General features: G+C 67.6%; 29 protein-coding genes and 5 pseudogenes. 18 read left to right on the top strand and 16 right to left on the bottom strand.

Annotation, left to right across the window (positions count from 1 at the left end):
* The first annotated feature begins 33 nt into the window (after window positions 1–33).
* Window positions 34–543 (top strand): ubiquitin-like small modifier protein 1, encoded by a 510-nt coding sequence (locus BS74_RS00595; protein ID WP_038055123.1) that lies wholly within the window; start codon window positions 34–36, stop codon window positions 541–543.
* A gap of 95 nt (window positions 544–638) precedes the next feature.
* Here the strand turns inward: BS74_RS00595 and BS74_RS12905 are convergent, their stop codons facing one another.
* Genes BS74_RS12905 through BS74_RS00580 form a run of 3 tightly spaced genes read right to left on the bottom strand, consistent with a single transcriptional unit; the run spans window position 639 to window position 2741 of the window.
* Window positions 639–1319, bottom strand: coding sequence for an ATP-binding cassette domain-containing protein (locus tag BS74_RS12905; protein WP_038055121.1), 681 nt, complete (start codon window positions 1317–1319; stop codon window positions 639–641).
* Window positions 1316–1951 carry an ABC transporter permease gene (locus BS74_RS00585; protein WP_038055119.1) on the bottom strand — a complete coding sequence of 212 codons (636 nt, stop codon included), beginning with the start codon at window positions 1949–1951 and terminating at the stop codon, window positions 1316–1318. Before BS74_RS00585 ends, BS74_RS12905 begins: the two co-directional genes overlap by 4 nt.
* Window positions 1938–2741, bottom strand: coding sequence for an ABC transporter substrate-binding protein (locus BS74_RS00580; protein WP_038055117.1), 804 nt, complete (start codon window positions 2739–2741; stop codon window positions 1938–1940). Before BS74_RS00580 ends, BS74_RS00585 begins: the two co-directional genes overlap by 14 nt.
* Window positions 2742–2763: 22 nt before the next feature.
* On the opposite strand from BS74_RS00580, the gene BS74_RS00575 reads away from it, so the two are divergent.
* Together BS74_RS00575 and BS74_RS00570 are read left to right on the top strand one after the other, a co-directional pair.
* On the top strand, window positions 2764–3045 hold the full coding sequence (locus tag BS74_RS00575) for a DUF309 domain-containing protein (RefSeq protein ID WP_038055112.1): 282 nt from the start codon (window positions 2764–2766) through the stop codon (window positions 3043–3045).
* Window positions 3042–4022, top strand: coding sequence for an asparaginase (locus BS74_RS00570; RefSeq protein ID WP_038055109.1), 981 nt, complete (start codon window positions 3042–3044; stop codon window positions 4020–4022). Before BS74_RS00575 ends, BS74_RS00570 begins: the two co-directional genes overlap by 4 nt.
* A 16-nt stretch (window positions 4023–4038) precedes the next feature.
* On the opposite strand, the gene BS74_RS00565 is transcribed toward BS74_RS00570, so the two are convergent.
* Window positions 4039–4359 (bottom strand): FUN14 domain-containing protein, encoded by a 321-nt coding sequence (locus tag BS74_RS00565; protein ID WP_038055107.1) that lies wholly within the window; start codon window positions 4357–4359, stop codon window positions 4039–4041.
* 37 nt (window positions 4360–4396) lie between these two features.
* Entirely contained in the window at window positions 4397–4948 is a 552-nt protein-coding gene (locus tag BS74_RS00560) for an HD domain-containing protein (protein WP_038055105.1), read from the bottom strand.
* A gap of 16 nt (window positions 4949–4964) precedes the next feature.
* Here BS74_RS00560 and ispF point away from each other — a divergent pair.
* Window positions 4965–5422 (top strand): annotated as a pseudogene (ispF, locus tag BS74_RS00555) (2-C-methyl-D-erythritol 2,4-cyclodiphosphate synthase).
* Window positions 5415–6011 carry a trimeric intracellular cation channel family protein gene (locus tag BS74_RS00550; RefSeq protein ID WP_038055104.1) on the top strand — a complete coding sequence of 199 codons (597 nt, stop codon included), beginning with the start codon at window positions 5415–5417 and terminating at the stop codon, window positions 6009–6011. Before ispF ends, BS74_RS00550 begins: the two are co-directional and overlap by 8 nt.
* A 45-nt stretch (window positions 6012–6056) precedes the next feature.
* Here the strand turns inward: BS74_RS00550 and BS74_RS00545 are convergent, their stop codons facing one another.
* Window positions 6057–6728 carry a tetratricopeptide repeat protein gene (locus tag BS74_RS00545; RefSeq protein ID WP_038058705.1) on the bottom strand — a complete coding sequence of 224 codons (672 nt, stop codon included), beginning with the start codon at window positions 6726–6728 and terminating at the stop codon, window positions 6057–6059.
* Between the two features lie 89 nt (window positions 6729–6817).
* Here BS74_RS00545 and BS74_RS00540 point away from each other — a divergent pair, with 89 nt between their 5' ends.
* Window positions 6818–8272 (top strand): tetratricopeptide repeat protein, encoded by a 1455-nt coding sequence (locus tag BS74_RS00540; RefSeq protein WP_038055103.1) that lies wholly within the window; start codon window positions 6818–6820, stop codon window positions 8270–8272.
* A 17-nt stretch (window positions 8273–8289) separates the two neighbouring features.
* Window positions 8290–9066: an SAM hydrolase/SAM-dependent halogenase family protein gene (locus tag BS74_RS00535; protein WP_038055099.1), complete on the top strand. Its 777-nt coding sequence runs from the start codon at window positions 8290–8292 to the stop codon at window positions 9064–9066.
* Here BS74_RS00535 and surE read toward each other — a convergent pair.
* Window positions 9063–9812, bottom strand: a complete 750-nt coding sequence (gene surE, locus BS74_RS00530; RefSeq protein ID WP_038055097.1) for a 5'/3'-nucleotidase SurE — start codon at window positions 9810–9812, stop codon at window positions 9063–9065. The two genes, BS74_RS00535 and surE, sit on opposite strands and share 4 nt — an antisense overlap.
* Before the next feature lie 56 nt (window positions 9813–9868).
* Window positions 9869–10075 (bottom strand): cold-shock protein, encoded by a 207-nt coding sequence (locus tag BS74_RS00525; protein ID WP_038055089.1) that lies wholly within the window; start codon window positions 10073–10075, stop codon window positions 9869–9871.
* Between the two features lie 126 nt (window positions 10076–10201).
* Between BS74_RS00525 and BS74_RS12215 the strand changes: the two genes are divergently transcribed.
* From BS74_RS12215 to BS74_RS12200, 4 genes and pseudogenes are all read left to right on the top strand, one after another.
* On the top strand, window positions 10202–10564 hold the full coding sequence (locus BS74_RS12215; RefSeq protein WP_051946690.1) for a hypothetical protein: 363 nt from the start codon (window positions 10202–10204) through the stop codon (window positions 10562–10564).
* A pseudogene (locus tag BS74_RS12210) lies at window positions 10543–11124 on the top strand (transposase); the annotation flags it as partial. The gene BS74_RS12215 and the pseudogene BS74_RS12210, both read left to right, overlap by 22 nt.
* A 59-nt stretch (window positions 11125–11183) precedes the next feature.
* Entirely contained in the window at window positions 11184–11546 is a 363-nt protein-coding gene (locus tag BS74_RS12205; protein WP_051946690.1) for a hypothetical protein, read from the top strand.
* A pseudogene (locus BS74_RS12200) lies at window positions 11525–12106 on the top strand (transposase); the annotation flags it as partial. The gene BS74_RS12205 and the pseudogene BS74_RS12200, both read left to right, overlap by 22 nt.
* 47 nt (window positions 12107–12153) lie before the next feature.
* Here the strand turns inward: BS74_RS12200 and BS74_RS00500 are convergent.
* The 5 genes and pseudogenes from BS74_RS00500 to BS74_RS00480 all read right to left on the bottom strand — a co-directional run bounded on the left by BS74_RS00500 (window position 12154) and on the right by BS74_RS00480 (window position 15160).
* Window positions 12154–12528 carry a type II toxin-antitoxin system VapC family toxin gene (locus BS74_RS00500; protein ID WP_038055083.1) on the bottom strand — a complete coding sequence of 125 codons (375 nt, stop codon included), beginning with the start codon at window positions 12526–12528 and terminating at the stop codon, window positions 12154–12156.
* Window positions 12509–12787, bottom strand: coding sequence for a type II toxin-antitoxin system Phd/YefM family antitoxin (locus BS74_RS00495; protein WP_038055081.1), 279 nt, complete (start codon window positions 12785–12787; stop codon window positions 12509–12511). The genes BS74_RS00500 and BS74_RS00495 overlap by 20 nt, the downstream gene beginning before the upstream one ends.
* Window positions 12788–13167: 380 nt before the next feature.
* Window positions 13168–13962 (bottom strand): fibronectin type III domain-containing protein, encoded by a 795-nt coding sequence (locus BS74_RS12195; RefSeq protein ID WP_245606056.1) that lies wholly within the window; start codon window positions 13960–13962, stop codon window positions 13168–13170.
* Between the two features lie 251 nt (window positions 13963–14213).
* Window positions 14214–14561: pseudogene (locus tag BS74_RS13175) on the bottom strand (helix-turn-helix domain-containing protein); the annotation flags it as partial.
* A gap of 131 nt (window positions 14562–14692) precedes the next feature.
* Window positions 14693–15160 carry an FKBP-type peptidyl-prolyl cis-trans isomerase gene (locus BS74_RS00480; protein WP_038055079.1) on the bottom strand — a complete coding sequence of 156 codons (468 nt, stop codon included), beginning with the start codon at window positions 15158–15160 and terminating at the stop codon, window positions 14693–14695.
* 128 nt (window positions 15161–15288) lie between these two features.
* Here BS74_RS00480 and cysK point away from each other — a divergent pair, with 128 nt between their 5' ends.
* Entirely contained in the window at window positions 15289–16203 is a 915-nt protein-coding gene (gene cysK, locus BS74_RS00475; protein WP_038055076.1) for a cysteine synthase A, read from the top strand.
* Here the strand turns inward: cysK and BS74_RS00470 are convergent.
* The 3 genes and pseudogenes from BS74_RS00470 to BS74_RS11560 form a co-directional block, all read right to left on the bottom strand.
* A complete protein-coding gene (locus BS74_RS00470) occupies window positions 16200–16853 on the bottom strand; it encodes an outer membrane lipoprotein carrier protein LolA (RefSeq protein ID WP_185747666.1) in 654 nt (217 codons plus the stop codon). The genes cysK and BS74_RS00470 overlap by 4 nt on opposite strands.
* Entirely contained in the window at window positions 16850–17611 is a 762-nt protein-coding gene (locus tag BS74_RS00465; RefSeq protein WP_038055074.1) for a hypothetical protein, read from the bottom strand. The genes BS74_RS00470 and BS74_RS00465 overlap by 4 nt, the downstream gene beginning before the upstream one ends.
* A gap of 55 nt (window positions 17612–17666) precedes the next feature.
* Window positions 17667–17792, bottom strand: a pseudogene (locus BS74_RS11560) (ATP-binding cassette domain-containing protein); the annotation flags it as partial.
* 313 nt (window positions 17793–18105) lie between these two features.
* Between BS74_RS11560 and BS74_RS00460 the strand changes: the two are divergent.
* From BS74_RS00460 to BS74_RS00435, 6 genes are read left to right on the top strand one after another with little or no spacing between them, the layout of a single operon-like run.
* Window positions 18106–18768, top strand: a complete 663-nt coding sequence (locus BS74_RS00460; protein WP_038055072.1) for a PspA/IM30 family protein — start codon at window positions 18106–18108, stop codon at window positions 18766–18768.
* Window positions 18769–18774: 6 nt separating this feature from the next.
* Entirely contained in the window at window positions 18775–19173 is a 399-nt protein-coding gene (locus tag BS74_RS00455) for a hypothetical protein (RefSeq protein ID WP_038055070.1), read from the top strand.
* A 10-nt stretch (window positions 19174–19183) separates the two neighbouring features.
* A complete protein-coding gene (locus BS74_RS00450) occupies window positions 19184–19825 on the top strand; it encodes a hypothetical protein (RefSeq protein ID WP_038055065.1) in 642 nt (213 codons plus the stop codon).
* An 8-nt stretch (window positions 19826–19833) separates the two neighbouring features.
* Window positions 19834–21681 carry a 1-deoxy-D-xylulose-5-phosphate synthase gene (gene dxs, locus BS74_RS00445; RefSeq protein ID WP_038055064.1) on the top strand — a complete coding sequence of 616 codons (1848 nt, stop codon included), beginning with the start codon at window positions 19834–19836 and terminating at the stop codon, window positions 21679–21681.
* Window positions 21668–22282 carry an MBL fold metallo-hydrolase gene (locus tag BS74_RS00440; RefSeq protein ID WP_038055063.1) on the top strand — a complete coding sequence of 205 codons (615 nt, stop codon included), beginning with the start codon at window positions 21668–21670 and terminating at the stop codon, window positions 22280–22282. Before dxs ends, BS74_RS00440 begins: the two co-directional genes overlap by 14 nt.
* Window positions 22279–23274 (top strand): hypothetical protein, encoded by a 996-nt coding sequence (locus tag BS74_RS00435; RefSeq protein ID WP_038055062.1) that lies wholly within the window; start codon window positions 22279–22281, stop codon window positions 23272–23274. The genes BS74_RS00440 and BS74_RS00435 overlap by 4 nt, the downstream gene beginning before the upstream one ends.
* Window positions 23275–23296: the final 22 nt, after the last annotated feature.

The following is a 23296-nucleotide window of genomic DNA, read 5'->3' as shown; positions in this document are numbered from 1 at the left end:
CCGGGGGGCCGGGTTTTCCCTTAGACTCTCCTTATGCCCAAGGTGAACCTCTACGCCACCTTCCGCGACCTCACGGGAAAGGGCCAGCTCCAGGTGGAGGGCAGGACCGTGGGGGAGGTGCTGGAAAACCTCGTCCGCCTCTACCCCAGGCTGCGGGAGGAGCTCTTTGAGGGGGAGGCGTTGGCCGAGCGGGTTTCCGTCTTCCTGGAGGGGCGGGATGTGCGCTACCTGGAGGGGCTTTCCACCCCCCTCGCGCCTGAGGCCACCCTGGACCTCTTCCCCCCGGTGGCGGGCGGCGCCTTGGCCCAGCGCTTTGGGGCCCTGCCCCCCTGGCTTCTGGCCAGGTACCTCCTGGAGTGGGGCGGAACGAGGCTGGACGAAGGGGCCTACGCCCTTCCGGGGGCCACCGTGCGCTTCCGGGAGGAGGCCCCCCTTCGGGCAGGAAGCCTTTCCGTCCGACAGCTTTGGGTGGAGGTGGAGGGCGAGGAGGCTGAGGCCTGGTTCCAAAGGATTGGGCTGGCGGCAGCCCGGGGCGGAGGCTGAGGGCCAAGGCGTGGGGGTTGCCAAAAGAGCCGGGGAACAAAGGGCATGCTCCAGGCTTTTCTTGGGCCCCCGTGGTGGCCTGGGCCACGGGGCACCTAAGGAAGCAACCTTCCCTCCAAAAAGGCCTGGCTCCTCGGGTCCTGCGGGCTTTGCCAAAACCGGTCCACGGGGGCTTCCTCCACCACCTGGCCCTGGAAGAGGAAGACCACCCTATGGGCCAGCCTGCGCACCTGGAAGAGGTCGTGGGTGGCCAGGACCACCCCCCGGCCCTCCCTGGCCGCCTCCTGGAGCAGGGCCTCCACCTTCAGGGTGTTGGCGGGGTCCAGGCTGGCGGTGGGCTCATCCAGAAGCAAGGCGGCGGGCTCCACCAAAAGGGTCCTGGCCAGGGCCAGGCGCACCGCCTCCCCCCCGGACAGGAGGTGGGCGGGCTGCCGGGCCTTGGCCCCTAGGCCCACCCGTTCCAAAAGCAGGGCGGCCTGGGCCAGGGCCCGGCGCCGGGGAATCCCGTGGAGCCACAGGCCGAAGGCGGCGTTTTCCAGGACGCTTCGCCGAAGGAGGGGTGGGGTCTGGGGCAGGTAGGCCCGGAAGCCCCCTTCCACCTGGCCCTCCTCCGGGGAGAGGAGGCCGGCGAGGAGGCGCAAGAGGGTGGTCTTGCCGCTTCCCGAAGGCCCCAGCACCGCCAGGATCTCCCCGACGTGGACCTCGAGGCGGGGAACCTCGAGGCGAAAATCCCCATGGCGGTGCACCAACCCCCGGACCTGCAGAACCGGCCTCATTCCCGCTCCAAGACCACCAGCAGGGCCGTGACCAAGAGGGCCATCCCAAGAAGGACAAACCCTAAGGCCAAGGCGCTTTCCAGCTCCCCCTTACGGGTCTCCACCACGATGGCCGTGGTGAGGACCCGGGTGTGGTGGCGGATATCCCCGCCCACCAAGGTGGCCGCCCCCACCTCGCTGATGGCCCCCCCGAACCCCGCGGCCAGGGCGGCGGCCAAGGTGCGGCGGCTTTCCCAAAACAGGGTGGGAAGCACCTGGCGCTCCCTACCCCCCAGGCTCCTCACCAGAAGCCGCACCTCCGCCACCCGGCCCCTGGCCCCCGAAAGGACGAAGGCGGCGATGAGGGGGAAGGCCAAGACCGCCTCCGCCAGCACCATGGCGTAAGGGGTATAGAGAAGGCCCAAGGAGCCCAGGGGCCCGGAGCGGGAAAGGAGGAGGTAAAAGAAAAGCCCCACCACCACGGAGGGAAGGGCAAGGCCAGCGTAGAGGAGGACCCGCCCCCATAGGCCCCCGCCCCCCTTCAGGGCCAGCCACAGCCCCAAGGGCACGGCGGGAAGGGCCGCCAAGAAGGTGGCGAGCCCCGCCACCCAAAGGCTCCGCCAGGAGATTTCCCAAAGCTCAAAGGCCTCCACTCCAGGGGATGATACACCGCCCCCTTAGGGGCTTGAAGAGTTGCACCCCCTCCACCCGCAGGCCCCCCACCAGCCGGGCCGCTTCCTCCGTGGCCAGGAAGCGGCGAAGGGCTTCCGCCTCCTTGAGCCGCACCCCCTGAGGGACCACGTGGTACGTGTACTGGTTCAAAAGAAGGGGGTCATCCCGCCCATGCAGGGCCACCAGGCCCCTTTTCCGGCCAACGGTGAGGTGGGTGGCCAGGTCGGAGAGGGTATAGGCCCCCTTTTCCGCCGCCAGAACCAGGGTCTGGCCCATGCCCGCCCCCGACTCCAGGTACCAGCCCCCCTTGGGGACCAGGCCCGCCTTCGCCCAGAGGGAAAGCTCCTGCAAATGGGTGCCCGAGCGATCCCCCCGGGAGACGAAGGGAGCCTGGGCCCGGGCGATCCGCCGCAAGGCCTCCAGGGCATCCCTTGCCTCCCGGACCCGGGCGGGATCCCCCTTGGGCCCCACCAGGAGGTAGCTGTTCTGCGCGAGGCAGAAGGGCTCGGCCAGGACCCCCCGCTTTAGGGCCTCCCCTTCCAGCTCCGGGGCGTGGACCAAGACCGCATCCACATCCTTGCGCTCGGCCAGGCGCAGGGCCTGCCCCGTGCCCACGGCCAGGACCTCCACCCGCACCCCCGCGGCCCTCTCAAAGGCGGGCAGGAGCCGGTCCAAAAGCCCCGCATCGTAGACGCTGGTGGTGGTGGCCAGCCTGAGCCCCAGGGCCGGGCCGGAAAGGCAGGCGGCAAGGAGCACCAGGAGGGCGCGCATGGGAAGAGTTTAGTCTGAAGGGGTGGAAGCCTTGAGGGAGGCCTGGCACCTTTTTCAGGGAGGGCGCTACTTTGAGGCCCACGAGGTCCTCGAGGAGGCCTGGCGCAAGGCGAAAGGGGAGAAGCGCCGCTTTTTCCAGGGGCTCATCCTCCTGGCGGCCGCCCTGCACCAGGCCCAGACCGGGCGGGGGGGCCTGAGGAACCTGCGGAAGGCGGAGGGAAAGCTCCTGGGCCTCCCCTCCCCCTATCTGGGCTTAGACTGGCGGCCCCTCCTCGAGGAGGCCCGGCGTAGACTTGGAGCGTGAACGCCTTCGTCCACGTCTACCGCGGCGAACTGGTGGAGAACCGGCACCGGGTTTCCCTGGCCATCGTGGGGCAGGAAGGGCTTTTGGCCTATGGGGGGAACCCCGCCCTCCTGGCCTACATGCGCTCCTCGGCCAAACCCTTCCAGGCCCTGGCCCTATTCCTCACGGGGGCGGTGGAGCGGTTTGGCCTCACGGAGGAGGAGGTGGCCCTGGCCACCGCCAGCCACGACGGCACCCCGCAGCACGTGGCCGTGGCCGCCCGCTTCCTGGAGAAGCTGGGCCTGGGCCCCGAGCACCTGGCCTGCGGGGTCCACCCCCCCTTCTCCCGGGAGGCGCGAAGGGCCCTGGAGGAGGCCGGTCTAAGCCCCACCCCCCTCCACCACAACTGCTCGGGAAAGCACGCGGGCATGCTGGCCGCCGCCCTGGCCATGGGGGCCCCGGTGGAGGGGTACGAGCGGCCGGACCATCCGGTGCAACGCCTGAACCAGAAGACCCTCCTGGAGCTTTCCGGGACCCAGCCCGCCCACGCCACCGACGGCTGCAGCGTGCCTACCTTCGCCCTGCCCCTCGCCCGCGCCGCCCGGGCCTTCCACCTCCTGGCCCGCCCGGAGGCGGCCCCCGAGGTCTACCGGGAACCCCTCCTCCGGGTGCAAAAGGCCATGCGCCGCCATCCGGAGCTGGTGGCGGGGCCGGGGAGCATTGACACCCTCCTCATGGAGCGGCTTCCCCTGGTGGCCAAGCGGGGGGCGGACGGGTACTACGGCCTGGCCCTCCTGGAAAGCCCCCACGGACCCCTGGGCGTGGCCCTGAAGGTGGAGGATGGCTCCTCCCAGGCCCGGGAGGTGGCGGTGGTGGCCCTCTTGCGCCTCCTGGGGCTGGACCCCGGCCCCACCCCCTGGGACCGGCCGGAGGTGCGGAACCACCGGGGGCTTCGGGTGGGCCACCTCGAGGCCCAGCTGGACCTCACTTGGGTGTAGGGGGCAAGGGAGGGCTTCAGCCTGCCCGCAGGCCCAGGACCAGCCCCCCCACGAAGCTGGCCCCAAAGGGGAGGTTGTAGGTGAGGGTCCTCAGAAGCCTATCCCAAAGGCTTTGCAGGCCCGGCTGCTGCAGGAGGGGCTCCACGTCCTTCTGGAGGCGGGTCCAGTCCACCTGGATGTACCCAGCCTGGGCGAGGAGTTGTAGGGCGACGAAGAGGAGGCCGAGGCCAAGGGCCAGGAGGCGGCCCACCTTCTTCAGGGCATAGCCCACCGCATACCCCGCCAGGCCACCGAAGGTCATCTGCCCCAGATAAGGGCTTAGGTCGGGCAGTTCCACGCCCTCCACCCTAGCGGAACCTAAGGGGAAGCGGCAACTACTTGAGGCCCAGAAGCTCCGCTTCGCCCTTCATGGCCTCGAGGACAAAGGCCATGTGCTCCTCCAGGGAAAGGCCCAACGCCTCCGCCCCCATGCGAATCTCCTCCCGGTTCACCCCCTTGGCAAAGGCCTTATCCTTGAACTTTTTCTTGAGGCTTGGGAGCTCCAGGCCCAGGATGGAGCGGTCCGGGCGCACATAGACCGCGGCGGTGATGAGGCCCGTGAGCTCGTCCACCGCGAAGAGGGCCTTGGCCATCAGGGTCCTGCGGGGCACCCCGGTGTAGGAGGCATGGCCCAGGATGGCCTCCAGCACCTCCTCCGGGTAGCCCAGACGCCGCAGCTCCTCCACCCCGCGGTAGGGGTGCTCCTCCGGGTACTTCTCGTAGTCCATGTCGTGGAGGACCCCGGCCACGGCCCAAAGCTCCTCGTCCTGCCCGAAGCGGCGGGCGTAGGCCCGCATGGCCACCTCCACCGCCCGCATGTGCCGCCTCAAGGACTCGCCTTCCGTCCAGGCCTCCATGAGGGCCAAGGCTTCCGCAAAGCTCGGCATGCCCTAAAGTATAGCCATGCGCATCGGCTACGGGGAGGACAGCCACCGCCTTGGGGAAGGCAGGCCCCTTTACCTTTGCGGCCTCTTGATCCCAAGCCCCCATGGGGCCTTGGCCCATTCCGACGGGGACGCCCCTTACACGCCCTCACCGACGCCCTCCTTTCCGCCTATGGCCTCGGGGACATCGGCCTCCTCTTCCCCGACACCGACCCCCGCTGGCAGGGAGCGAGGAGCGAGGTCTTCCTGAAGGAGGCGTTGCGCCGGGTGGAGGAACGGGGGGGAAAGCTCTTGCAGGTGGCCCTAACCCTCACCCTGGACCGCCCCAAGCTCTCCCCCCACCGCGAGGCCCTTTTGGAAAACCTCTCCCGGCTCCTCGCCCTGCCCAAAGACCGCATCGGCCTCACCTTCAAGACCTCGGAGGGCCTGGCCCCGGAGCACGTGCAGGCTCGGGCGGTGGTGCTTTTGGATGGTTGAGGCCCTGGTCTGGCTCGGCACCCTGGTCTTCGCCGCCACGGGGGCCCTGAAGGGGGTGGAGCGGGGGTTTGACCTCCTTGGGGTCCTGGTCCTGGCCACGGTGACCGCGGTAGGGGGTGGCTCCATCCGCGACGTCCTGGTGGGGACCTTACCCCCCACGGCCCTGAGGAACGAACCCCTCCTCTGGAGCGTGGTCCTGGTGGGGCTTCTCGTCTTCCGCTTCCACCCCCGGGTGCAGGCCCTGGAAAGGCCCATCTACTACCTGGACACCCTGGGCCTGGGCCTCTTCGCCGCCTTGGGGGCGGAGCGGGGCCTCGAGGCGGGGCTTGGGCCCTTCGGGGTGGCCCTGGCGGGCACCCTCTCCGGGGTGGGGGGAGGGGTGCTCAGGGACGTGCTCTCCGGGGAGGTGCCCGGCATCCTCTACCGGGCAGGGGACCTCTACGCCTCCGCCGCCCTGGTGGGGGCGCTTTTGGTCTACGCCCTCCACGGCCTTCACCCGCAAGGGGCCCTCTTCGCCGGGGCTTTGGCCACGGTCCTCCTGCGGATCTTCGGGAGGCGGCTAGGCCTTAGGCTCCCCACCCCGAAGTGAAAAACCCCACGGGGCCTTCGGTCCCGTGGGGGCCCCGGCAAGGCCCTACTTCAGCTTGGCCAGCTCCTGCCGGGCCCTTTCCTGGTCGTACCGGTCAGCGGCGGTCCTGGCGGGGAGGGCAAGGGCGGTCTCCAGCTGCTTCCTGGCCTCCTCCTTCTTGTTCCAGGCCGCCAGCACCTTGGCGTACTCCACCCGGTGGATGATGACCTCCGGCTCCAGGGCAATGGCCTTCTTCATGAGGGGCTCCACCTGGGCCCCGTCCGCCCCCTGGGTGGCGGCCACCAGCCACCCCTTCTGCACCAGCTCAAAGTGCCAAAGGGCCAGGGCCACCATGGCCCCCGCATGGTCGGGCTTGAGCTTGAGGGTCTTCTCCAAATCCCCCTTGATCCTGGGGGCCAGGCCCTCCGCCAGGGCCTCGAGGATCCCCTTGAACTGGGAAAGCCGCCCCAGGGCCCGGGCCCGCTCAAAATACCCTTCCGGGTAGTCCGGGGCCTTGGCGATGGCCTGGGAGGCGGCCTTCTCCGCCCGCTCAAACCAAGCCCGCTTCTCCTCGGGCTTGGCCTGGTACAGGGCGTAGAAGCTCGCCCCCTTGGCCGCCAGGGCCAGGGCCTCGGGGGTGCCCAGCTTCAGGCCGGCCTCGTACGCCTCCTGAAACCGCCCAGCGTCCACCAAAGCCGCCACCTGGGGCGCCTGCCCCAGGCTCAGGGAAAGGGCCATGGCCAAAAGGAAGGGTATCCAGCGTTTCACGGGTCTCACCCGCTGGGATTATACCGGGTTCAAAGGGGGCCCGGCGTAAACTGGAAGGCATGAGGGTTATCCTGGGATTTTTGCTCCTCCTGGGTCTTGACGCCTGGGCCCAGGGGGCCGAGGATTATTTCTCCCGTTGCCAGCGGCTCTACCAGCAAGGGGCCTTGGAAAGCGCCCAAGCCACCTGCGAGCTGGCCCTCACCAGCGACCCAGAGCACCGGCCCAGCCTTCTCCTCCTCGCCCGCATCCACCTGGAACGGGGGGATCTGGCCCAGGCGGAAAACCTCCTGGGGCGCCTGGGCGATGAGCCCGAGGCCCAGCTCCTTCGCGCCCGGATCCTGCTTCAAAAGGGGCAGGCCCAGGAGGTGCTAAGGCTCCCCCTCCCCCCAGGCCCCGAGGCCAACCTCCTCCAGGCCATGGCCCTGGAGGCCCTCCACCGGTACGAGGAGGCCCTGGGGTTAGCCCCCGGCCTGCCCTCCACCCCGGAAGCCCGCCTTTTGCGGTCGCGGCTCCACCTGGCCTTGGGAAGGCCCCAGGAGGGCCTGGCCCTCCTGGGCTCCACCCTAAGGGAAAGGCTAGAGCGGGGCCGCCTCCTTTTCCTCGTGGGGAAGCCCCAGGAGGCCATAGCCCTCCTGGAAGGGCTTTTGCCGGAGCTTACGGCCCAGCCCGAGCTGCAACGCCAAGCCCTCTCCCTCCTGGCCCTGGCGTACCTGGGGCAGGGGCAGCTGGCCCAGGGGCAGGCGGCCTTGAGGCAGCTGGCCGCCTTGGAAAACCTTCCTGCCCGCTTCCTGGCCCAGGCCTGGCCTTGGCTTCTCGTCTTTTTGGCCTTCTTGCTCCTGGTTCTCCTGGGGGAAAGCCGCATTGAGCCCCTGCGCACCCTCGAGGTGGTGGAGGATCCCTTGCCGGGGCCAGGAAGCCTCTACCTGACCCTCCTGGGGGGCCTTCTTGTCTCGCTCCTGCTGACCCTCTTCCTGGGAAAGGCCCTCTTCGCCAACGCCTTGGCCCTCATCACCCCTTACCAGAAGGACCTGATCCTCCCCAGCTTCTACCTCTTCTATGGGCTTTTGCTCTTCGTAAGCCTCCTTCTCCTCAAGAGGTTCCGAAGCCGCCTTCCCGCCTTGCTGGGCCCTTGGTCCACCTGGATCGAGGGGTTCTGGGTGGGACCGGTTTTGGTCCTGTTGCTCTTTGTCTACGGCTGGGCCCGGGGGTTCCTGGGGCTTGGCACCCTGCCCCTAAACCTCCTGGCCTTCCTGGGCCTGGCCCTTATGGAGCCCTTTTTCCGCGGCCTGGTCCCCCTGGTCCTTAGGGAGCGGTACCGGGACCTCGCCCCCCATCTGGCCGTCTTGCTCTTCGCCGTGGCCGTGCCCGGGCCCACCTTCCTCCTCCTTCTCTTGGGGGCCGGCCTCCTTTGGGCCAAGGAGCGGGCAGAGGGTACCTTGGGGCTGGCCTTGGGCTGGGTGGTGGCGGGGGTGATCCTGGCCCTCCTCCCCGCCCTTTGGCTTAGGGCCTTCTAAGGGCCAGCGCATGGAAGATGCGTCCCGTCTTTTTCCTTTCCGATTTTGGCCTCGAGGACCCCTACGTGGGGGTGGTCAAGGCGGTGCTCTGGGCAAGGGCCCCCGGGGTGCCCGTCCTGGACCTGGCCCACGGCCTGCCGCCCCAGGACCTGCGCCGGGCCGCCTACGCCCTCTTTGAGGCCCTCCCCTACCTGCCGGAAGGGGCGGTGGTCCTGGCGGTGGTGGACCCGGGGGTAGGCACGAGCCGGCGGGCCATCGCCGCCCTGGGAAGGCGCTTTTATGTGGGCCCCGACAACGGCCTCTTCACCCTGGCCTGGCTCCTGGACCCCCCCATGCGGGCCCACGAGATCGCCTTCATCTCCCCTCCCCGCCCCGCCGGTATCCTCCCCCCACCCGGCTGGGCCCCCGGAGGCCACACCTTCCACGGCCGCGACCTTTTCGCCCCCGCCGCCGCCCACCTGGCCCTGGGGCTTCCCCTCGAGGGGCTTGGCCCCCAGCTACCCCCGGAAGGCCTCCGCCGCCTACCCCTAAGCCTGAGCCAAGGGCCGGAGGGAGAGGTCCTCACCTTTGACCGCTTCGGCAACGCCATCACCACCCTCCTGCGGGCCCCCGTGGGGGGGTGGGTGGAGGTGGGGGGCAGGCGGGTGGCCATCCGCCACACCTTCGGGGAGGTGGGGATGGGGGAGGCGGTGGCCTACCTGGGAAGCGCGGGGCTTTTGGAGGTGGCCGTGAACCGGGGAAGCGCCAGGGAAACCCTGGGCCTGGAGGAGGGCATGCCGGTGCGCCTCCTCTAGAGGCCTTCCATCCACTTCTCCACCTGGGCCAGGAGGTGGGAGGCGGTGAAGTCCAGGCTCACCGGGGTGATGGAGATGTAGCCCCGGCGCACGGCGTAGAGGTCCGTGCCCTCCTCCTCTTCCCCCACCGGGGTGCCGGCGATCCAGTAGTAGGGCCTTCCCTCGGGGTCCAGGCGCTCCACCACCTTGTCCTCCCAGTGGTGGGTGGAAAGCCGGGTGACCATGATCCCCTTGGGCATCCCGGCGGGGAAGTTCACGTTGAGGAGAACCCCTTTGGGAAGGCCCTCTTGCATCACCCGGCGGGCGATCCTCACCGCCCACTCCGCCGCCAGGGTGAAGTTGAGCTCCTCCCCCGAGGTGTCCAGGCTGAAGGCGATGGAGGGGATGCCCAAGGAGGCGCCCTCCAACGCCGCCGCCACCGTGCCCGAGTGGGTGAGGTCCAAGCCCAGGTTCACCCCGATGTTGATGCCGGAGACCACCAAATCCGGCCGCCCGAGAAGGTGCACCCCCAGCACCACGCAGTCGGCGGGGGTACCGTCCACCCGGTAGGCGGGCACCTCCCCGAAGCCAGCGCTGGCGGTGTGCTTGAAGCGCAGGGGGCGCCTTACGGTGATGCCATGGCCCACCGCGGACTGCTCCACATCGGGGGCCACCACGTAGACCTCCCCCAAGGCCCGCATGGCCAGGCCCAGGGCCTTGATCCCGGGGGAAAAGATGCCGTCGTCGTTGGAAACCAGGATGCGCATACCCCAAGCCTAAAGCAAAAAGGCCCCCGAAGGGGCCTTTTGCAGGGAGGGCTCCTCTAGAGGCGGCGGACCTTCTTAGCCTGGGGGCCCTTGCCGCCCCGGCCCGGCTCCACCTCAAACTCCACCCGGTCACCCTCGTTTAGGGTGCGAAACCCATCGGCCTCAATGGCCGTGAAGTGCACAAACACATCCGGACCCTCTTCCTGCTGGATGAACCCGTAGCCTTTTTCCGCGTTAAACCACTTGACGGTACCCTTCTTCATGCTTCTCCTTCATCCCGAAAACCCACTTGGCTTTCCAGGGACCCCTTACTATCCCACAGCCGGCAAAAAAAGTCAAGGACCCGCGGGCTTGCCTTGCAAGCCCTCTTGAGTTATGCATTTCCCGAGATGGGCAAGCGCGGTTTCGTCCGAAGGGAACCGAGGCCCAAGGAAGTCCTGGAGCTCTGCCTGTACCTGGCCCAAGAGGTGGCCCCACCCACCCCCAAAGGCCACCGCGGCAGACCCTGGCGCTACACCCATGCCCTGTACCTGGCCCTCCTCCTCTTCCGCGCCTTCTACGGTCTCACCTACCGAGCCACAGAGGCCCATCTCCAGGACCTCCTAGAGGGCCCCTTCCCCTCCCACCAGGCCCTGGCCGCCTATGCACAGAAACACCTGAACGAAGAGGTGCTGCAGGCGCTGCTGGAACGGCTGGTACAGGAAGTGGAAGCCCGGCTTCCCCAAGAGGAAGGGGAACCCCCCTTTTCTTGATGGACAGCACGGGGCTGGCCTACCGTAGCAAAGACACGGTGCTGCGCTGGCGCAGGGGGCAGGAGGAGCGGCGGATGCGGGGGCACAGCCGGCTTTTGGCCCTGGTGCGGTGGAGGAGGGGGCAGAAGCTTTTGGCCCCTTGGGGGGGCGGGGTGGGGCGGGCGTATGCCCCTGACCCGAGGCTTGGGGCGGGGGTGCTCCTGCGGTTTGGGCTGGGGGGCGGGGTGCTTTTGGGGGACGCGGGCTTTGACGGGAGGGAGGTGTGGGAGGTGGTGCGAGGGCTTGGGGTGTGGCCCCTGATCCGGCTGCGGGGAGGGGGAGAGGTGCGGGATGAGGTGCGGCGGGAGGTAGCGGCGAGGTGGGACGGGGAGGTGTATCGGAGGCGAGGGGTGGTGGAGGGGGTGTTTGGGGGGATGAAGACGCGTTTGCGGAGGGGTTATTTGCAGGAGCGGAAACCGCATACGGCCATGTGGCGGGCCTTTATGGAGTTCCTTGCCTACGGCCTGCGCATCCTGCTCACCCTGCTTCCCCCTCAGGGGGGGTACAAGGCGATTTACTAGGCAAGCCCAGGACCCGCGGGCTTGCCTTGCAAGCCCTCTTGAGTTATGCATTTCCCGAGATGGGCAAGCGCGGCTTCGTCCGAAGGGAACCGAGGCCCAAGGAAGTCCTGGAGCTCTGCCTGTACCTGGCCCAAGAGGTGGCCCCACCCACCCCCAAAGGCCACCGCGGCAGACCCTGGCGCTACACCCATGCCCTGTATCTGGCCCTCCTCCTCTTCCGCGCCTTCTACGGCCTCACCTACCGAGCCACAGAGGCCCATCTCCAGGACCTCCTAGAGGGCCCCTTCCCCTCCCACCAGGCCCTGGCCGCCTATGCACAGAAACACCTGAACGAAGAGGTGCTGCAGGCGCTGCTGGAACGGCTGGTACAGGAGGTGGAAGCCCGGCTTCCCCAAGAGGAAGGGGAACCCCCCTTTTCTTGATGGACAGCACGGGGCTGACCTACCGTAGCAAAGACACGGTGCTGCGCTGGCGCAGGGGGCAGGAGGAGCGGCGGATGCGGGGGCACAGCCGGCTTTTGGCCCTGGTGCGGTGGAGGAGGGGGCAGAAGCTTTTGGTCCCTTGGGGGGGCGGGGTGGGGCGGGCGTATGCCCCTGACCCGAGGCTTGGGGCGGGGGTGCTCCTGCGGTTTGGGCTGGGGGGCGGGGTGCTTTTGGGGGACGCGGGCTTTGACGGGAGGGAGGTGTGGGAGGTGGTGCGAGGGCTTGGGGTGTGGCCCCTGATCCGGCTGCGGGGAGGGGGAGAGGTGCGGGATGAGGTGCGGCGGGAGGTAGCGGCGAGGTGGGACGGGGAGGTGTATCGGAGGCGAGGGGTGGTGGAGGGGGTGTTTGGGGGGATGAAGACGCGTTTGCGGAGGGGTTATTTGCAGGAGCGGAAACCGCATACGGCCATGTGGCGGGCCTTTATGGAGTTCCTTGCCTACGGCCTGCGCATCCTGCTCACCCTGCTTCCCCCTCAGGGGGGGTACAAGGCGATTTACTAGGCAAGCCCAGGACCCGCGCGCCCCCGCAGTGGGACCCGGCGCTTTCCTCAAACCAGGATCACGAACCTCCCGTAAGGGAGCAACCCCTCATCTGCGCTCACCAGCCTGAGGCCCTCCACCATGGCCTGGGCCACCAGCATCCGGTCAAAGGGGTCACGATGGTGCCACGGCAAGCTCAGCACCGCCATGGCGTGCTCTGGGGTGATGGGGAGATGGGTAAACCCTTCCTCCTCCACCACCTCCAGCAAACCCTCCGGCATCCGGAGCTTACCCAGGGATGCCTTCACGGCCAGCTCCCAGGTGGTTGCCGCACTCACAAAGACCCTGTCGGCCTTCTGGATCAACCGACGGGCCTTGCGGGTCAGCCTTTCATCGTCGGAAAGCCACCACAGCAGGATGTGGCTATCGAGCAGAAGGTTCAATCGGGCCTTCCTCCATCATCCGAGCGATCTCGGCGTTGGGTTCGTCAAAGTCGGGGGCTATCCAGACCTTTCCCTTCCAGATTCCAGGCACCCGCTTCGGTTTAGGAGGGGTGTCAGGCGGCACCAGCTTGGCCACCACCCGCCCATACCGACCGATGAGGATCACCTCTCCCCGCTCCACCCGCTTCACCAACCGGGAGAGCTGGGCCTTGGCCTCCGCAATGTTGACCAACTTTTTCCTGCCAGCCACCTTAGGCATTGCCGGTCCCTTTCTCCCTAAGGATAAGAGACTTGACCAGGGTTGGTCAACTTTAACGAGGATTCCCCCTTTTCCGCGGCCCCGTGGTACCCGGGGGCATGAAGCGGGCTAGGAACAAGGCCAAGAAGAGGCGCGTGCGCGGGAGTTTGCCTGCGCACAGGGTCTCCAAGGAAGATCAGGAAGCGCAGGCTCTGATGCGCCGGACCCTCTAGAGGAACCTGGATACCTTCAAACTTCTGGCGCGCTAGACCCTTCAACCTTCGCCCAGCCTCTATGCGCCTCCGAAAGGGGCCTCACCTCCCGACCCTTCACGCATAACCCCCGCAGGCTCAGGGCCTGCGGGGGCTGAAACTTGCGCGAAAGTGAGCTTTCAGGAAGGACTACTCCTGGCCTCCCGCCACACCCGGATCGGAAACAGGCCCAAGGTCCAGGACCCGAAGCGTGCCCGCGGACTGCACCTGCAGTGCCTGGGCGCTCCAGGCCGAGGAGAGCAAAAGCTGGGGGTCAAGCTGGCTCGCCTGGCCAGGGGTGGGAAGGCGGGTGAAGTCCACGTTGGCGGCAAACACCCGGGCCCGGTAGTTGCCAGGGGGAAGGGTGATTCCCGCCGCTTGGGTGAACTGGTATTGGGTGCTCGTGGTGAACCACCCCAGCCGATAGACCGACGGCCGATTCTGGTCGTCAAGCTGCCATAGTTCTACGAAGTAAGACTTCGCCCCGGAAACCGGCGACCAGGTCACCCTGGCGCTGTTGCTGGTAATGGTCTCCAGGCTGACATTTTGGGGCTGGGGCAGGGTGGAGCTGGCGTTCACACTCATCGTTCGGTTGAGGGTCAAGCCCTCGGTGAGGTTGGCCGAGAGGGTGTAGGAACCCGAAGGGGGCACCAGAGAGCTTTCAGTCAACCACCAAAAAGCCGCTCCAGCAGTGCTTCTTCTAAATCTAAATGCTGGACTCCACGAGAAATTGTTGGGCCCACTGATGGTCAGGGTGAAGCCGTCGGGGCTGGTGGGCTGGGGTAAATCCGCCCACAGGACGTAGGCTACCCCCACGTTCTGCCCCCCATAGTTCCAGGTGCCCACGGAGGCGTTCACCTTGCGAGGATCGCCCACCTGCCCGCCGCAACCGGCAAAAAGCAGAAGGGATGCCGCCAGAACCAGTAGCCGCTTAGCTTCCTTCATAGAAAACCCCCCTGTTGAAGATTGGCAGCGAAAAGATGTTCCCCCTAAGTGTACAAAACCCCGCCCGGGATTGCAATAGCCTTGTAATCGGCCGCTACATTTGAGACACGCTGGGGAACCGACCCTTCCCGCATCTTAGCCAGGAACTCCAAAGGAACAAGACCCCCCAAGGCCATGTGGGGCCTCCTGTAGCCGCTCCACGTGCCTGTTCAGCTTAGGGCTCCCGGGAGGCAGCACGAAAAGGGTTTCACCTCCTTGCGCAACGCCAGCCAGATGGGCCACCGCCCCCAGGTGGGGTTCTCCCTCCTCAGCTCCTCCACCCGCACAAGAACCTCGGGCCTCCAGTGCACCTTTCCCCGCAGCCGCCGGGGGCGGCGGGACTGGGGCTTGAGCCCGGCCAGGCCCTTCTCCCTCAGGGCCTTCTCCCAACGGTAGTAGGTGGCCCGGCTGAGGCCCAAAAGCTCCCGGATCTCATCCCAGCCCCGCTTGGCTTCCCGCAGGGCTTTCACCAACTTCACCTTGCGCAGGCGTTCCTGGACCTCCGGGTCCCCCGCCCCCGCCTCGGCCAGGCTTATCCCTTGCCTAGCTCCTTGCCATATCGCTCGGCCAACTGGGGTGAGCTACATAGGGGGAACCGACCCTGTGGAGGTTCCCCCTCTTTTTATCAGGTGTGTCTGTCCAGATTCAGCCCCAAGGCGAGGGGCCTTGGGGCCGGGGAATCCAGGAGGGTCTAGTGGTGGTGCCCGCCTTCGTGAACGTGGCCGTGGAGGATCTCCTCCGGGGTGGCCTCCCTGACCTTCACCACCTCCACCTCAAAATCCAGGTCCTTGCCCGCCAAGGGGTGGTTGAAGTCAATGGTCACCTCCTCCCCCTGGACCTCCACCACGGTGAGGGGCATGGGGTTGCCCTCCATGTCCTGGGCGTAGAACTGGGCCCCAGGCACCACCTCCGCATCCTCGGGGAAGGCGGAAAGGGGCACCACCTGGACCCCCTCGGGGTCATGAGGGCCATAGGCCTTCTCCGCGGGCACGTGGGCCCGGAAGCTCTCCCCCTCCTGACGGCCCTCCAGCTCCTCCTCGAGGCCCCGGATCAGGTTCCCATGCCCGTGCAGGTAGGAAAGCTCCCCCTGGTCCAGCACCTCCCCCTCCACCTGGAGGGTGTAACGAATGGTTACCACCTTGTCCTGTTCAACCTTCATGGTCACCCTTTCGCAAGCCGAGCTTGCTCCCTTTAGCCTAGCAGACCCGCCCCCTAGAGGAAAGGTGGGGGAGGCTTTCCCCGTATCCAAGCCCCTTTCCCCTTCCTTGCCAGCCCTATAGTAGGGGTATGCGGGTGGAAAGCATCATCGGCAAGACCCCGGCGGTGCGCCTTCTCAAGCTGGTGGAGCCCGACATGGCCGAGGTGTGGGTGAAGCTGGAAGGCCTCAACCCCGGAGGGTCCATCAAGGACCGGCCCGCCTGGTACATGATCAAGGATGCCGAGGAAAGGGGCCTCCTCCGCCCCGGCTCGGGCCAGGTGATCGTGGAACCCACCAGCGGGAACACGGGGATCGGCCTGGCCATGATCGCGGCAAGCCGCGGCTACCGCCTCATCCTCACCATGCCCGCCCAGATGTCCGAGGAGAGGAAGCGGGTCCTAAAGGCCTTCGGAGCGGAGCTGGTCCTCACCGACCCCAGCCGCCGGATGCTGGCCGCCAGGGAGGAGGCCCTGCGCCTCAAGGAGGAGCTTGGGGCCTTCATGCCCGACCAGTTCGCCAACCCCGCCAACGTGCGCGCCCACTACGAAACCACAGGGCCTGAGCTCTTTGCGGCCCTGGAGGGGCGCATTGACGCCTTTGTCTACGGTTCGGGCACCGGGGGGACCATCACCGGGGTGGGGCGCTATCTGAAGGAAAGGATCCCCGGGGTGAAGGTGATCGCCGTGGAGCCGGCCCGCTCCAACGTCCTCTCCGGGGGGAAGATGGGCCAGCACCAGTTCCAGGGCATGGGCCCGGGCTTCATCCCCGAGAACCTGGACCTTTCCCTTCTGGATGGGGTCATCCAGGTGTGGGAGGAGGACGCCTTCCCCCTGGCCCGGCGCCTGGCCAAGGAGGAGGGGCTTTTCTTGGGGATGAGCTCCGGAGGGATCCTTTGGGCGGCCCTGCAGGTGGCCCGGGAGCTGGGCCCGGGGAAGAGGGTGGCCTGCATCAGCCCCGATGGCGGCTGGAAGTACCTCTCCACCCCCCTCTACGCCGAGCCCTAGCGCCGCACCACCTGGGCGTCCTTGGGATAGCGCTTGAGGTCTTGGGGGCGCAAGGAGGCCCTCTTGAACTCCACCACCCTAAGGTCCGCCAGAACCCTTCCCGCCTCATCCCGGAACACGAAGCGCACGGGCCTGGGATCGGCCTTTAGGATGTAAAGCTCCAGGCTGGCGAAGCCCTGCCCCTCCTTGGCCTGGCCCACCAGCTTCCAGGCCACCCCCTCCGGCAAGCGCTCCTCCCCCACAAGGCGCAGGCTCACCCGCTGGGAAAGCCCCTTCAGGTCCCCAAGGCCCTGGGGGCTAAACCCCAGACCCTGCACCTGGGCCTTTTCCTTGGAGCTGACCACCAGCTGGTTGGTGAGGTAGAGGTAGTTCCAGACCTCCTTTTCCGTGATCACGGTGAAGTTCCCCTCCAGGGAGCCTGGCCTTTGGAACTCTATGCGGAAGAGGTCTTCCTTGGGGATGGCCAGCACCCGGGCCCTAAGCTCCTCCTGCCCTCCGGGTCCTTGGATCTGGCCCTGGACCACCGCCTGCCAGGGTTCCTGCAGGTTCTTCTCCACCCGGTCCAGGATCTCCACGACGCTTTGCGCCAAGGCCAAGCCCAAGGCCAGGAAGAGGGCAACCCCGGTTTTCTCCAGCGCGTGCGTGTTCATGGCCACCTCCAGGCGTACCGGACCCAGGCGTAGGGAGCCCCCCTAAAGCCCCCCTCCAAGCCCAGGTCCCCAAGCCACACCCCGAGGCTACCCGCCCAGGGATAGGAAAGGGTGAGGAAAAGGCTAGCCTCCCCTAAGTAAAGCCCCGCCTCGAGGCGGTTCAGCCCCCCCAGGCGCAAGGAGAGGTCCAGGACCTCCATCCCCTCCCCCACCTCCCCCTTCCAGCCCAAGATCAGATAGGGAAGCCCGGAAAAACCCGCCCCCAGGGTGTGGGTGGCCCCCTCCCTCAGGGCGTAGCTCACCTCAGCCCGCGCCCCCTCCCCCTTTTCCAAGAGCAGGCCCACCACCTCCTTGGGCACCAGGCGGTAGCGCAGGGAGAGCCGGCCAAACACCCCCTCCTCGGGGAACATGGGGAAAAGCCCCTTGGGGCGGTAGCCAAGCCGCACCCCCAGGGCCAAGGGGCCAGCGCCCCCCTCGGCGAAGGCTATCCCCCCAACCCCCCCCGCCCCCGCCTCGGCCTGAAGGCCGTAGGCCAGGTACCCCAAGGGCCCCAGGGCCAGGCTGGAGGAAAACCCCAGACCCCCCCGGCTTTCCTGCCCCATTTGCAGCTTGGCGTAGACCTCCCCCGGCTCCAGGCTGTAGCCCACCTCGAGGGTAGGGGCCAAGGCTCCAGGGATCCCGTACACCCCGGCCTCGAGGCGCCCCTGGGCCAGGGCCAAACCCAAAATGAGCCATCCCGCCCACCCGATCCTTTTCATGCCACCACCTGCCTTTGGAAGCGCACGGAAGCCAGGAAGAGGACCAAGGTGGAAAAGTGGTCTTCCCCGCCCCGTTGGGCCCCAAGAGGCCGAAGACCTCCCCGGGGCGCACCTCGAGGCTCACCCGGTCCAGGGCCTTGACTTCACCAAAGCTCCGCGTGACCTCATCTGCCCGCACCATACTTACCCTCCCCCGCAGACAGGCCCTCCGAGAAGGAAGCGGGCCATCAAGGGGTCCACAAAGGCCAAGGCCATCTCCTCTTAACTCCGGTGGGCAAAAGGGCCTCCTTGCGGCCAAAGCGCCGGAAGAGGTTCACCTCGTTCACCCCGGATCTCCTTGGTGGTGGCCCAAAGCAACCCCCGATCCGGGTCCTTGCCCCAGGCCCGCTCCCCTGGCCCCGCAAGCAAGGGCATACTTGCAGGGCGAGCCTACCCCTTCCCCCCGCCCCGGTCAAGGGCGGGGATGTGGCATACTCAACCTAGGAGGAACAACCATGACCCTACTGGACCGCCTCAGCCGACTCATCCGGGCCAACCTGAGCGACCTCTTGCGCCGGGCCGAGGACCCGGAGAAGATCATCCAGCAAGCCCTGGAGGACATGAGAGAAGCCCTAAGGGAAGCCCGGGAGCAGGTGGCGGCCGCCATGGCCGAGGGCAAGCGCCTGGAACGGGAGGTGGAAAGCCACCTCAAGGAGGCTTCCCTTTGGGAGGAAAAGGCCAAGGAGGCCCTGAAGGCGGGCCGGGAGGACCTGGCCAAGGAGGCCCTAAAGCGCAGGAAGCGGGCCCTGGATCTGGCCGAGGGCTTCCGGCAACAGGCGGAGGAGCAGAAGGCCCTCATCCAACGGCTCATGACCCAACTCAAGGCCTTGGAAGCCAAGATTGACGAGGCCGAGGCCCGCAAAAAGCTCCTCCTGGCCCGCAAGAAGGGGGTGGAGGCCGCGGAGGCGGTGCGGCGGATGGAATCCAAGCTGGATGCCCACCCGGCCCTCGAGGCCTTCGAGGAAATGGAGGCCCGCATCCTTTCCCTGGAGGACCGGCACGAGGCCCTGAGGGAGCTGGATGGCCAGGACCTGGACAAGGAGCTCGCCGCCCTCTCTGCGGATAAAGAGGTGGAGGAGGAACTCGCCCGCCTGAAGCGGGAACTGGGCCAGGCCTAAAGCCCCATGCCCCTCCTCCTGGAGCTTTTGCTCCTCCTCGTCGTCCTGCTCCTCCTGGCCCTCCTCCTGCGGCCCAGGCCGGCGGGGCTGGAGTGGACCAAGGCCCAGCTGAAAAGCCTGGTGGACTGGGCCGAGGTGGAGCGGGCCCTCCGGGCCTTGGATGCCCGGGAAAGGGAACTGGAGGAGGCCCTGAAAGCGCCCCACCTTTTCCCGGAAACCCGAGGACGCCTCGAGGCCGCCCTTGGCCAGACGCAAAGGCAGCGGGCCCAGCTCCTGGCCCTCCTGGAGAGCCTGGCGGCGGAGCGGGCCCTGGCCCGCAAGGACTTGGGAGCGGCCAAGAACCTGGAGGAGCGGCTCGCCGCCCTGCGGGAAGTGTTGGCCAACCTACGGGAAAGGGGGGAGTAAACTCCGTATCATGAGGCGGTACGTTATGGCCCTTGCCCTCCTCCTGGCCGCCTGTGCCCCTCAGGTAACCCAGGCCCCTAAGGCCCAGCCCCTCCTGCAGGAAACCGCCTTCTACCCCGCCACCACGGGGCTGGAGTGGGTCTATGTGCCCGAGGGGGAAGCCCTTTCCTCCCCCCCCTACCGGGTGCGGGTGGAGGGCCCAGCCCTGTACGAGGGGCAGGAGGCGGTGCGCTTCCGCAGCTTTGGCCGGGGGGAGGACCGGGTCTACTACCGGCAGGTGGGGGCTTTTGGCGTGCGGCTTCTAGGCTTTCAGGACCCCTCCGCCCGGGTGGTTTTCACCCCCCCCATCCTGGAGTACCCCCCGGAGGCCCTCCTGGCCCCGGGCCACCGCTGGGGAGGCAAGGTGACGGTGCGGGTGGAGCTCCTCACCCCGGGGGGACGGGAGCCCTTGGCCCAGGGGAGCCTGGGCTACGCCATGGAGGTGCTGGAGGAACGGGAGGTGCGCCTGCCCGCGGGGGTCTTCCGGGTGTATAGGATCCGCCAGGTGTATCAGGATGAGCGCGGCCAGGATGCGCGGGAGGTCTGGTTCGTCCCCAAGGTGGGGGAGGTGCGCACCCGGGAAGGCCGCGTTCTGGTGGAGAAGAATTTTTAGGGGGAAAGATGGTACTGGACAAGGTGAACAGCCCCGAGGACCTGAAGGCCCTGAGCCTCGAGGAGCTCCTCCAACTGGCGGAGGAGATCCGCAGCGAGATCATCCGGGTAACGGCGCAAAACGGCGGCCACCTGGCCAGCTCCCTGGGGGCGGTGGAGCTCATCCTGGCCCTGCACCGGGTCTTCCAGTCCCCCAAGGACCGCATCCTCTTTGACGTGGGCCACCAGGCCTACGCCCACAAGCTGGTCACCGGCCGCAAGGACCGCTTCCACACCCTCAGGCTGGAAGGGGGGCTTTCCGGCTTCACCAAGGTCTCGGAGTCGGAGCACGACGCCATCACCGCGGGGCATGCCAGCACCTCCTTGGCCCACGCCCTGGGCATGGTCCTTGCCCGGGACCTGGCGAAGGAGGACTACCACGTGGTGGCGGTGATCGGGGACGGGGCCCTCACGGGAGGGATGGCCCTGGCCGCCCTCAACAAGATCGGGGAGCTGGGCAGGCGGATGCTCATCATCCTGAACGACAACGAGATGAGCATCTCGGAAAACGTGGGGGCCCTCAACAAGTACTTCAAGGAGCTCCAGATAAGGAAGTGGGTCCAGGACGCCGAGAAGCTGGGCCGGAGCATCCTGGAGCACATCTCCTCCAAGCTCTTCGGCCTGGTGGACCGGGCCAAGGAGGCGGCCAAGCTCCTCCTGCACCAGGAGAACCCCTTCTACGCCTGGGGCATCCGCTACGTGGGCCCCGTGGACGGGCACGACCTCAAGGGGCTCATCCACATCCTGGAGCACCTGAAGGAGCTGGAGGGCCCCACCCTGCTCCATGTGGTCACCCAGAAGGGCAAGGGGTACAAGGTGGCCGAGGCCGACCCCATCTACTGGCACGGCCCCCCTGGCTTCAACCCGGAGAAGCCGGAGAAGGTCTCCAAGGGCTACTCCTGGAGCCAGGCCTTTGGGGATGCGGTCACGGAGCTGGCCTATTTGGAGCCCCGCCTCTTCGTCCTCACCCCGGCCATGCGGGAGGGTTCGGGGCTGGTGCGCTACTCCCTGGAGCACCCGGAGCGCTACCTGGACGTGGGCATCTGCGAGGACGTGGCGGTGACCACGGCGGCGGGGATGGCCTTGAGGGGCCTGAAGCCCATCGTGGCCATCTACTCCACCTTCCTGCAACGGGCCTACGACCAGGCCATCCACGACGTGGCCATAGAGAACCTGCCCGTGGTCTTCGCCATCGACCGGGCCGGGGTGGTGGGGGCGGATGGGGCCACCCACCACGGGGTCTTTGACATCGCCTATCTGCGCACCATCCCCAACCTGCAGATCGCCGCCCCCAAGGACGCCCTGGAGCTCAGGGCCATGCTGAAGAAGGCCTTGGAGATCGGGGGGCCCGTGGCCATCCGCTACCCCCGGGACAACGTGGAGCGGGCCCCCGAGGGGGTGTGGCCCGAGATCGCCTGGGGCAAGTGGGAGGTGCTGAAGGAGGGCACGGAGGTCTACCTCTTGGCCTTTGGCAAGACCCTGAAGTACGCCCTGGAGGCCGCCGCCGAGGATCCCAGGGTGGGGGTGGTGAACGCCCGCTTCCTCAAGCCCCTGGACAAGGAGACCCTCCGGGCCCTCGCCCGCTACCGGCTGGTCACCGTGGAGGACCACCAGAAGATGGGGGGGTTTGGAAGTGCGGTCCTCGAGGCCCTGAACGAGATGGGCCTGAACCCGGAGGTGCGGATCCTGGCCCTCCCCGACCGCTTCCTTGAACACGGCCCCATCCCGAGCCTCCACCGCCAGGCGGGGATCGACGCGGAAGGGATCCGGAAGGCCCTCCGGGAGATGGGCCTCCATCCCGCCTATGAGCGGGCCTGAGGTCCTGCGCTTTGCCGCCAACCTGTACCGGGTACCGGCGGAAGGGGGGTATTTCCTGGTGGACGCGGGCCTTCCCTGGGAGGCCGGGCGGCTCCTGGCCCGCCTCAGAACCCCGCCCATTCTCCTCTTCCTCACCCACCACCACACGGACCATAGCGGGGGGGCGAGGGCCCTTTGGGAGAGGTTCCGCCTCCCCCTCCTGGCCCACCCCCGGGAGTGGCCCTACCTGACCAAGGAGAAGCCCCGCCCACCCCTGCCCATCCCCCTCCTGGGGCGCACCCTGGCCAACCTGGCCCCGCCCCTTCCCCGGGAGGCCCTAAGGCCGGTGGAGGAAGGGGAGGAGGTCCTGGGGTGGCGGGTGGTGGAGCTTCCCGGCCACACCCTGGGGCAGGTGGGGCTTTTCCGGGATGGCCTCCTCCTGGCCGGGGACGCCCTTAGGGGCCATGGCCTCCCCCCCAGGTTCATCAACGAGGACCATGACCTGGCCAGGAAGACGGTGCGCAAGATCCTGAGCCTGGGGGTGGAGACCGTCTACCTGGGGCACGGGGGGCCCCTATCCCGGAAAGAGGTGGAGGCCTTGGCCCTTAAACTGGGGGTATGAAAAAGCTCCTCGCCCTCTCCCTCCTGAGCCTTTCCGCCCTGGCCCAGGAGGTGGTGGTTTACCCGGGCTTCGCGGAGGTCAAGGAGCCCGTGCTCCTTCCCCCTTCCGCCTGGGTCTACCTGGCGGGGGAGAAGCTTTCCCGCATGGTCCCGGGTTCCTTGCGGCTTCTTGGGGTGGAGGAAACGGGGCGGGTCCTCCAGGGCACCGCGGTCCTTTTCCGCTACCGAGGGGAAGGCCCCGCCACCTTGCGCTACCTGTACACCGGGCTTTCCGGGGAGGTCTTTTACACCCTGGAAGAGGAAAGGCTCACCCTCTGGGCCCGGCTCCGGCTGGAGGGAAGCCCCCTGGAAGCCAAAAAGCTCACCCTTTTGGCTGGGGAGGCCCCCCTTCCCGGCCTGGCCGAGGCCAAGGGGGTACCCCTGCGGGCTTTGGCGGAGGCCCCCTTGGGGGAGAACCCCTTTGGCCTCTTTCGCTACCCGCTACCCCCAGGCCGGCTGGAACCCGGCACCACGGAGCTCCCTGTCCTTACGGCCCAGGTGGACCCCACCCGGCTCCTTCGCCACCAAGGCCCCTTCCGCACGGACAGGTTTTTGGCCCTGGAGCGGGGCTACCGCCTTAGGGCCCCCTTCCCCTTGGCCCCGGGGAGCCTCGAGGTGGTGGAGGGAGGCCTCTTCCTGGGCCAGGCCCTGCTTCCCGCTACCCCCCAAGGGGAGGTGGCGGAGGTGTGGCTGGGACGGGACCTCGAGGGCCGGCTGGAACGGCAGGTGAGCCTCTTGAGCCAAGGGGAAAAGGAAGCCACCTACCGCGTGGAGACCCGCTTGGCGAACCCCTACCCCTACCCCATCGCCCTCCTCCTCTCGGAAACCTTTCCCCAGCCCTTCCGCCTGGACTTCCCCGAGGCCACCCACCTGCCCCAGGGCTATCGGCTGGAGGTGGCCCTTAAACCCGGGGAAGCCCGCACCCTGGTCTACCGCCTCACCCTTCCCCGCTAAGGACATCTGCCCCCATCCCCAG

Source organism: Thermus amyloliquefaciens, assembly GCF_000744885.1.
GTDB classification, from domain to species: Bacteria; Deinococcota; Deinococci; order Deinococcales; family Thermaceae; genus Thermus; species Thermus amyloliquefaciens.
Note: the sequence above shows the minus strand (reverse complement) of the source record. Positions and strands in the feature narration are given on the sequence as shown.